At 60.3% G+C, this 10,179-nt stretch carries 5 protein-coding genes and 1 pseudogene; all 6 read left to right on the top strand.

Annotated features, from left to right (window positions below):
* A partial coding sequence (gene hrpB / locus HA41_RS18755; RefSeq protein WP_094122025.1) for an ATP-dependent helicase HrpB occupies positions 1-2,250 on the top strand: 2,250 nt, incomplete at its 5' end.
* Between the two features lie 98 nt (positions 2,251-2,348).
* Entirely contained in the window at positions 2,349-4,883 is a 2,535-nt protein-coding gene (gene mrcB, locus HA41_RS18750; protein WP_094122024.1) for a bifunctional glycosyl transferase/transpeptidase, read from the top strand.
* Between the two features lie 200 nt (positions 4,884-5,083).
* Positions 5,084-7,302 (top strand): annotated as a pseudogene (gene fhuA, locus HA41_RS18745) (ferrichrome porin FhuA).
* Positions 7,303-7,341: 39 nt separating this feature from the next.
* On the top strand, positions 7,342-8,136 hold the full coding sequence (fhuC, locus tag HA41_RS18740) for a Fe3+-hydroxamate ABC transporter ATP-binding protein FhuC (RefSeq protein WP_094122023.1): 795 nt from the start codon (positions 7,342-7,344) through the stop codon (positions 8,134-8,136).
* 10 nt (positions 8,137-8,146) lie between these two features.
* Positions 8,147-9,025 carry a Fe(3+)-hydroxamate ABC transporter substrate-binding protein FhuD gene (gene fhuD, locus HA41_RS18735; RefSeq protein WP_094122022.1) on the top strand — a complete coding sequence of 293 codons (879 nt, stop codon included), beginning with the start codon at positions 8,147-8,149 and terminating at the stop codon, positions 9,023-9,025.
* Positions 9,025-10,179: iron chelate uptake ABC transporter family permease subunit (locus tag HA41_RS18730; RefSeq protein WP_143807371.1), on the top strand; the 1,155-nt coding region annotated here is incomplete at its 3' end. The genes fhuD and HA41_RS18730, both read left to right, overlap by 1 nt.

Raw genomic sequence — 10,179 nt, 5'->3', positions numbered from 1 at the left:
CAACGGCTGGCGGAGCAGCTGGGCGAAGAGCCGGGCGCCACGGTCGGATTCCGGATGCGCGGCGAAAGCTGCGTCGGGCCACAGACCCGGCTGGAGGTGGTGACTGAAGGGATGCTGACCCGGATGTTACAGCACGATCCGATGCTGGAGGGCGTGTCGCTGGTGATCCTCGACGAGTTCCACGAGCGCAGCCTGCAGGCCGATCTGGCGCTGGCGCTGCTGCTGGATGTCCAGCAGGGGCTGCGCGATGACCTGAAGATTATGCTGATGTCTGCCACGCTGGACAACGCCCGGCTGGCGGCGTTGCTGCCGGATGCGCCGCTGATCGTATCCGAAGGGCGCAGCTACCCGGTTGAACGGCGCTACGCCTCACTGAACGCTAACGTACGTTTCGAAGAGGCGGTGGCGCGTGAAGTGGCGCAGCTGCTGCGTGATGAGCAGGGATCGTTGCTGCTGTTTTTGCCTGGGGTAGCGGAAATCGAACGGGTAAAGCGCGAGCTGGAATCACGCATCAGCGACGACGTTGATCTGACGCCGCTGTATGGCGCACTGCCGCTGGCGGCGCAACGTCGGGCGATTCTGCCCGCCGCACAGGGACGACGCAAAGTGGTGCTCGCCACCAACATTGCTGAGACCAGCCTGACGATAGAAGGGATCCGGCTGGTGGTCGACAGCGCACTGGAACGCAGTGCGCTGTTTGATGCCCGCAGCGGCGTGACGCGTCTGCAGACCCAGCGCATCAGTCAGGCATCCATGACCCAGCGCGCCGGACGTGCCGGGCGCTTAATGCCGGGCATCTGTCTGCATCTGCTGCCGCAGGAACAGGCGTCACGCGCGGCGGCACAGAGCGAAGCAGAAATCCTGCACAGCGACCTCTCCTCGCTGTGGCTCGATCTGCTGCAGTGGGGCTGTACCCAGCCGCAACAGCTGCAGTGGCTCGACCTGCCGCCAGCCAGACATCTGGCGGCGGCACAGCAACAGTTAACCCGTCTCGGCGCGCTGGACAGCCATGGGCTGCTCAACACGCTGGGACGGCGGATGGCCGCGCTGGGCTGCGATCCGCGGCTGGCGGCGATGCTGTGCGCTGCCGGTCAGAATGCCGATGCGGTTGCCAGCGCGGCGCTGCTGGTGGCGATTCTGGAAGATCCGCCGCGCAGCGGCAGTGCCGATCTGCGTGATGCGCTGCACCGGCCGCAACCGCAGTGGCTGCGCCGGGCGCAACAGTGGCAGCGACGAATCAAGGTCAGCGGCGGCCGGGTGGATGACGATCGTTTCGCCGCCTTACTGGCGGCAGGATTTGGCGATCGACTGGCGCGACGGCGCGACGACAGCGGCCGTTATCAGCTGGCCAATGGACTGGGTGCCCGGCTGGATCAGCAGGATGGCCTGACCCGCAATGCGTGGCTGATCGCCCCGGCGCTGTTGCAGGTCAGTGCCACGCCGGACGCACGGATGCTACTGGCGCTGCCGGTCGATATTGAGGCGCTGTGTCAGCAGCGGCCGGCGCTGATTGAACGTCGGACCGAAGTGGAATGGGATGAAGAGAAGGGCACGCTGCGCGCATTCCGGCGCGAGCAGATTGGCGCGCTGGTGCTGAAAACCCAGCCGCTGGCCCGTCCGGAACCGGCAGTGCTGCACGCCGCGATGCTGCGCTGGATCGCCGAAAAGGGTCTGTCGGTATTGGGCTGGACACCTCAGGCGGAGCAGCTGCGGCTGCGTATCCAGTGTGCCGCACAGTGGTTGCCGGAAGAGTCGTGGCCGGCGGTCGATGATGCTGCGCTGCTCGACAGCCTTTCACAGTGGCTATTGCCGCAAATGTCCGCCGTGCGCGATCTGAAAACGCTGCAATCGGTGGACCTCGTCAACGCCCTATTACATTTACTCACATGGTCACAACGTCAGCGGCTGGATAGTGCGCTGTCAACTCATTACACTGTGCCGACCGGAAGCCGGCTGCCGATCCGCTATGATGCAGACAAGCCCCCGGCGCTGGCGGTGCGGATTCAGGAGATGTTTGGCGAAGCCACCAATCCTGCCGTCGCGGAAGGCCGGGTGCCGCTGGTGCTGGAGCTGTTATCACCGGCGCAGCGCCCGTTACAGATTACCCGCGACCTGGCGGCGTTCTGGCGCGGCGCGTATCCGGAGGTCCGCAAAGAGATGAAAGGACGCTATCCTAAACATCCCTGGCCAGACGATCCGGCCACCGCCTTGCCAACAAGGCGCACTAAAAAAATGTCCCCGCAAGGTTGAGACCGCTGGATCGAATTCAGAGGGTTCTGCCATGCGGAACGCGAGAAAGCAGTTAGAGTAGCGGCGCAGCCGTAAGCTATGCCTGGAGAATAAAAGCAATGTCTGGGAACGATCGCGAACCTATCGGGCGCAAAGGTAAACCGTTGCCGCCGCGCAGCAGCGCGCGCCGGGGACGCCGCAGGGATATCGAACAGGATATCGATCAGGACGATTTTAATGATGACGAGGAGGAAGCGCCGGTGCCACGTAAAGGTAAAGGTGGAAAACCGCCGCGCGGCAAACGCCGTTGGCTGGGATGGTTAATCAAGCTGTTCCTGGTGTTTGTTGTGGTGATGGCCGCGTGGGGCGTCTACCTCGACTCGGAAATTCGCAGCCGGATTGACGGGAAAGTGTGGCAACTGCCCGCGACCGTCTATGGCCGTATGGTCAGCCTCGAACCGGGGATGGCCTACAACAAAAGTGAAATGGTGGCGCTGCTGGAGGGTACCCAGTACCGCGAGGTGTCACGTATCACCCGCCCTGGCGAGTTTTCGGTCAAAGGCAACACCATTGATTTGCTGCGTCGTCCGTTTGATTTCCCCGACAGTAAAGAGGGGCAGATCCACGCACGCATGAGTTTCAGCAAGAATGAGCTGAGCGAGATTAAAAACCTCGATACCGGCCGTGATTTTGGCTTTTTCCGCCTCGATCCGCGCCTGATCACCATGCTGCAATCGCCGAATGGTGAACAGCGTCTGTTCGTACCGCGCGCCGGTTTCCCGGACCTGCTGGTCGATACGCTGATTGCCACCGAGGATCGCCACTTCTATGAGCATGATGGCATCAGCCCTTACTCGATTGGTCGTGCCTTCCTGGCCAACATTACCGCTGGCCGGGCAGTGCAGGGCGGCAGTACGCTGACCCAGCAGCTGGTTAAAAACCTGTTCCTCACCAACGAGCGTTCGCTGTGGCGTAAAGCGCGTGAAGCCTATATGGCGGTGATCATGGATGCGCGCTACAGCAAAGACCGCATTCTGGAACTCTATCTCAACGAGGTTTATCTCGGTCAGGCTGGCAGCGATCAGATTCGTGGCTTCCCGCTGGCCAGCCTTTACTACTTTGGCCGTCCGGTTGATGAGCTGAGCCTTGATCAACAGGCGATGCTGGTCGGCATGGTAAAAGGCGCGTCGCTGTATAACCCGTGGCGTAACCCGAAACTGGCGCTGGAACGTCGCAATCTGGTGCTGCGCCTGTTGCAGCAGCAGAAAGTGATCGACCAGGAGCTATATGACATGTTGTCGGCGCGTCCGCTGGGTGTGCAGCCGAAAGGCGGCGTGATTACGCCTCAGCCAGCGTTTATGCAGATGGTGCGTAATGAGCTGCAGGCGAAGCTTGGCGACAAGGTGAAAGATCTCTCCGGCGTGAAGATCTTCACCACCCTCGATCCGGTCTCGCAGGATGCGGCGGAAAAAGCGGTGATCGACGGCATTCCGACGCTGAAAAAACAGCGTGGCCTCAAGGATCTCGAAACCGCGATGGTGGTGGTTGACCGCTTCAGCGGTGAAGTGCGCGCCATGGTCGGCGGTGCCGATCCGCAGTATGCCGGTTACAACCGTGCGCTGCAGGCGCGCCGCTCGATCGGCTCACTGGCCAAACCGGCGACCTATCTCACCGCGCTGAGTCAGCCAAACACCTATCGTCTTAACAGCTGGATCGCCGATGAGCCGATCGCGCTGAAACAGCCGAACGGCAGCGTCTGGAAACCGATGAACGACGACCGCCGCTTCAGCGGTAAAGTGATGCTGGTGGATGCGCTGACCAACTCGATGAACGTTCCCACCGTCAATCTGGGTATGACCCTGGGTCTGGATGCGGTGGTCGATACCTGGAACAAACTGGGCGTGCCGAAAGATCAGCTGCATCCGGTGCCCGCGATGCTGCTGGGTGCGTTGAACCTGACGCCGGTTGAAGTGGCGCAGGCGTTCCAGTCGATCGCCAGCGGCGGCAATCGCGCTTCGCTGTCAGCGGTGCGCTCGGTGATTGCGGAAGATGGCAGCGTGCTCTATCAGAGCTATCCGCAGGCGCAGCGCGTTGAGCCGGCTCAGGCAGCCTATCTGACGCTCTACACCATGCAGCAGGTGGCGGATCACGGCACGGCGCGTGCACTGGGTGCGCGTTTCCCGAATGCCCACCTGGCGGGCAAGACCGGGACCACCAACGATCTGGTCGACAGCTGGTTTGCCGGTATCGATGGTAAAGAAGTGGCGATCACCTGGGTGGGTCGTGACAACAACCAGCCGACCAAACTCTATGGTGCCAGCGGGGCGATGCAACTCTATCGCCGCTACCTCGATAACCAGGCACCGATGCCGTTGCAGCTGACGCCACCTGAAGATGTGTCACTGATGAACATCGACTCGGCCGGTAACTTTGTCTGTGGCAGTGGCAGCAGCACCTGGCGTGCATTGCCGGTCTGGGCGCTGGACCCGAATGCGCTGTGTCAGCAGCAACAGCAACAGGTCCAGCAGCAGCAGCAGCAGCTGTTTGATCAGCAACAGCAACAACAGCAGCAGCAACAACCGTCCCAGCAACCGCAGGAGCAGAAAGAGAGCGACGGCGTAGCGGGATGGATAAAAGATATGTTTGGTAAATAATTTCACCAGACTGGTTAAAAAGGGCGCTTCGGCGCCCTTTTTTTGCGCCTGATCAATACCGGTTAATCGCGCTACAAACGGCGTCACGCCTGGGATTTATCCTTGCAGTTCCGACGGCGTTTCGCATATTATTCGACCGTTATAATAATCATTATCGTTTCGATTCGCCTGCCGATCCCTCATAGTTAAGAGACACCTTTATGAATGCGCGAACGACTTCTCCTTGTTCTGTTAAAAAACAATTTTACCGCCAGCCTTTGGGAATCATGATTGCGCTGGCATTGACCAGCCTGAGCAGTAGCCTGCTGGCGGAGGATACCCTGGTCGTGTCAGCAGACGGCGGGGCCGGCGCGCCAGCCGAAAGCGCGTGGGGACCTGCGGCGACTATCGCCGCGAAACAGAGCGCTACCGGGACCAAAACCGATACGCCGATAGAAAAAAATCCGCAGTCTGTTTCCGTGGTGACACGCGAAGAGATGGAGATGCGTAACGTCACCAGCGTCAAAGGGGCCTTTAACTACACCCCTGGCGTGCTGACCGGTAACCGCGGCAGTTCAGACGTGATTGATGCCCTGTCGATTCGTGGCTTTAGCGAAACCAATACCAACCAGTACCTGGATGGCCTGAAACTGCAGGGGACAACTACTCTGAATTCGCCATCGATCCTTACTTCCTGGAGCGCGCTGAACTGCTGCGTGGTCCGGTGTCGGTGCTGTATGGCAAGAGCAATCCCGGCGGTGTGGTCTCGCTGGTGAGTAAGCGTCCGACTCAGGAAACCCTGCGTGAAGTGCAGTTCCAGATGGGCAACGATAACCTGTTCTCAACCGGCTTCGACTTTGGTGGCGCGCTGGATGATGACGGCGTCTACAGCTATCGTCTGACCGGTCAGGCGCGCAGTCAGGATGCGCAGCAGGCGATGAACAAAGAGAAGCGTTACACCCTCGCGCCGGCATTCAGCTGGCGTCCGGATGACCGCACCCGCATTGATCTGCTGACCTATTTCCAGAACGAGCCTGAAACCGGTTATTACGGCTGGCTGCCGCGTCAGGGCACAGTGGTGCCGATTACCCGTCCTGACGGCAGCGAGTACAAACTGCCAACCAATTTTGATGAAGGCGAACAGAGCAACAAAATTTCGCGCAACACCAAAATGGTGGGCTATAACGCCGAGCACAGCTTTAACGATACCTGGACGGTGCGCCAGAACCTGCGCTATGCCGATCTGCGTACCGATTACCGCAGCATTTACGGCAGCAGTTTCAATCCGGAAACCCAGGAGATTAATCGCGGTTCCGCCATTTCTGAAGAGAAGCTCAATCAGTTTGCGGTTGATACCCAGGCGCAGGCGAAATTTGCCACCGGCCAGCTGGATCACACCCTGCTGCTGGGCGTCGATTATCAACGGACCCGTAACGATATTGATGCCGCCTTCGGCAGTGTGACACCCCTTAATGCGATCAATCCACAATATGGCAATGACACTGAAATCGGTACGCCATTCCCTTATCACTATCTCAATAAACAAGAACAAACCGGTCTTTACGCACAGGATCAGATGGAGTGGAATCGTTGGGTACTGACGTTAGGTAGCCGTTACGATTACGCCACGACCTCCGCGCTTAACCGCAGCAGCAGTACCGAAGTGAAAAATCACGATCAGGCCTTCACCTGGCGCGGTGGCCTGAACTATGTGTTTGATAATGGTGTGGCTCCCTATTTTAGCTACAGCGAATCATTCATTCCCAACACCGGCACCACGTCCGGCGGTCAACCGTTTGATCCCTCACGCGCAAAGCAATATGAAGCTGGCGTGAAATATGTTCCCAAAGATCGCCCGGTGGTGCTTACCGCCGCGGTTTACCAACTGACCAAAACCAAAAACCTGACGGCTGAACCCGGTAATGTTAATTTCAGCGTGCAGGGTGGTGAAATCCGGTCGCGCGGTGTGGAACTGGAAGCCAAAGCGGCGCTCAACGCTAACGTCAATCTGACGGCATCCTACACCTACACCGATGCGGAATATACCGAAGACACGTTGCTGAAAGGCAAAACACCGGTACAGGTACCGAAGCATATGGCCTCCTTGTGGAGTGATTACACCTTCCACGAAACCGCGTTGTCAGGGGTAACGATCGGCGCGGGCGTGCGCTACGTGGGCGAAAGCCAGGGGCTGTATGCTGATACCTCAGATAATACCGCTGCTGGACTTTCGAACCAGAACTTTAAGGTGGCCGGTTACACCACGGTCGATGCCGCGCTGAAATACGATCTCGCTCGTTTCGGTTTGCCGGGCTCGACAGTGGGCGTCAACATCAACAACCTGTTTGACCGTGAATATGTCGCCAGCTGCTACCGTGACTACGCCTGTTACTGGGGCGCGGAACGCCAGATTGTGGGTACTGCCACTTTCAGATTTTGATTTATCCGGGCGCTGCGGCGCCCGTTCACAGGGATAACCATGCCGTATCCGCACGCAGAAGACGCGACCTTCACACTGGATAACGCCAGCTTTCAGGTACCGGGTCGTACCCTCCTTCAGCCGCTGTCGCTGACCTTTCCGCCCGGCAAAGTCACCGCGCTGATTGGTCACAACGGCTCAGGTAAATCGACGCTGCTGAAAATGCTGGGTCGTCATCAGAGCGCCAGCACCGGTCAGGTGCTGCTCAACCAGCAGCCGGTTGAACACTGGAACAGCAAGGCTTTTGCCCGCGAGGTGGCCTATCTGCCGCAGCAGTTACCGGCCGCGGAAGGGATGACGGTGCGCGAGCTGGTGGCGATTGGGCGTTATCCGTGGCACGGCGCGCTGGGGCGTTTTGGTCAGGAGGATCGCGATCGGGTCGAGGATGCGATTGCGCGGGTCGGGCTGAATGCCTTTGCCGGTCGGTTAGTTGACAGCCTGTCGGGCGGTGAACGCCAGCGCGCCTGGCTGGCGATGATGGTGGCGCAGAACAGTCGCTGCCTGTTGCTGGATGAGCCGACCTCGGCGTTGGATATCGCCCATCAGGTTGAGGTGCTGGCGCTGATTCAGACCCTGAGCCGTGAGCGCGGGCTGACCGTGATCGCGGTGCTGCACGATATCAACATGGCGGCGCGCTACTGTGATCATCTGGTGGCGCTACGGCAGGGCGCGTTGATCGCGCAAGGCGGGCCGGAGGTGATCATGCAGGCTGAGGTCCTCGGCGAGATTTACGGCATCCCGATGGGCATTTTACCGCATCCGCAGGGCGGCGCCCCGGTCAGTTTTGTCTACTAAGGATGGCCTCATGCCCGATCTGTTACGCCGCAGGTTGATGCTGGCGCTGGCGGCCGCACCGTTGCTCCGCAGCCTGCCGCTGAGCGCCGCCACGCCAGACCTGTCGCGCATTATTGCTCTGGAATGGTTACCTACCGAACTGCTGCTGGCGCTTGGCGTCACGCCCTATGGGGTGGCGGATCTGCACAATTACAACATCTGGGTCGGCGAGCCATCCCTGCCCGACACGGTGGTGGATGTGGGCCTTCGCACCGAACCGAATCTGGAACTGATGGCACAGATGCAGCCGTCTCTGATCCTCTGTTCCAACGGCTACGGCCCGTCGAAAGAGAAGCTGATGCGCATTGCGCCCATTATGGGTTTCGACCTGAACAGCGGTGACGGTAAACCTTTTAGCACTGCACGCGCCTCGCTACGTCAGCTGGCATCGTGCCTCGGATTAAGCGCTGTAGCTGAGCAGCACCTGCGCAGGGTCGACAGCGAACTGGCTGCGGCGCGCCAGCGTCTGGCACCTCATGCCGGACGGACATTGCTGCTGATGTCGCTGCTCGACAGTCGCCACGCCATTACCTTCGGCAAAAACAGCCTGTTTCTTGAAGTCATGACTCTGCTGGGCCTGAAGAATGGCTGGCAGGGCGAAACTAACTTCTGGGGCAGCGCGGTGGTGGGTATCGAACAGCTGGCACCGCTGGGCGAAATGGACGTCATCTGCTTTGATCACGATAACGAGGCGGATATGCAGCAGCTGATGCGCAGCCCGCTCTGGCAGTCAATGCCGTTTGTACGGGCCGGACGCTTTCAGCGCGTACCGGCGGTCTGGTATTACGGCGCGACGCTGTCAGCGCTGCACTTTGTGCGCGTGCTGGAACGCGCGCTGGAGACGCACTGATGCGCCATGCTCTGTTCCCCACGGCGCTGCTCAGCCTGCTGTTTCTGCTGGCGGCTGGCCTGACGCTGGTTAACCTGCAGCAGGCATTACCGCCGGCGCAGTGGTGGCAGGCGCTGTGGTCGCCTGCCACCGATAACGTGGCGCAGATGGTGTTTCACTACAGCCTGCTGCCGCGTCTGGTGCTGGCGCTGCTGGTCGGGGCCGGGCTGGGCTTAGCCGGTTTGCTGTTCCAGCAGGTGCTGCGCAATCCGCTGGCCGAACCGACCACGCTGGGCGTCTCCTCTGGCGCACAGCTCGGCATCACCGTGGCGACTTTATGGCAGTTGCCCGGCGGCGCAATCACTCAGCAGTTTGCTGCCCTGATCGGGGCCGTGGGAGTGGGGGTACTGGTGTTTGGCGTGGCGTGGCGCAAGCGTCTGTCGCCGGTCACCCTGATTCTGGCCGGCCTGGTGCTGAGTCTCTATAGCGGCGCAGTGAACCAGATTTTTGCCATCTTCAATCACGATCAGTTGCAGAACATGTTCCTGTGGAGCACCGGCGCGCTGAATCAGATGAGCTGGGAAAACGTGCTGCAGCTCTGGCCGCGTCTGCTGCTGGCATTGCTGCTGGCGCTGGCGCTGCTGCGTCCGCTGATGCTGATGGGGCTGGATGATGGCGTGGCGAAGAATCTTGGACTGGCGCTGTCGCTGGCGCGTATCGCTGCGCTGGCGCTGGCGATCCTGCTCAGTGCGCAACTGGTCAATGCTGCCGGGATTATCGGTTTTATCGGGCTGTTTGCGCCGTTGCTGGCGAAGTTACTGGGCGGACGCCGGTTAATCAGCCGGATGCTGCTGGCACCGCTGATTGGCGCGCTGTTGCTGTGGCTGGCGGATGGCTGCGTGCAGTGGTTAAGCGTTCACTGGCGCGATGTCCCGACCGGTACCGCCACTGCGCTGCTGGGCGTGCCGATTCTGCTGTGGCTGCTGCCACGACTGCGGACCGGCTCGGTGTCACCGGCACTGAACCAGGGCGATAAGATCCCGGCTGAACGTCAGCATCTGCTGCGCTGGGCGCTGGCTGGCCTGCTGGTGCTGGCACTGCTGGCATGGGGCGGCCTGGCGTTTGGCCGCAATGCGCAGGGCTGGATCTGGTCTGCGGGCGAGATGCTCCATCAG

Source organism: Pantoea conspicua (assembly GCF_002095315.1).
Taxonomy (GTDB): Bacteria; Pseudomonadota; Gammaproteobacteria; order Enterobacterales; family Enterobacteriaceae; genus Pantoea; species Pantoea conspicua.
This window is presented reverse-complemented; position numbering and strand designations above follow the sequence as displayed.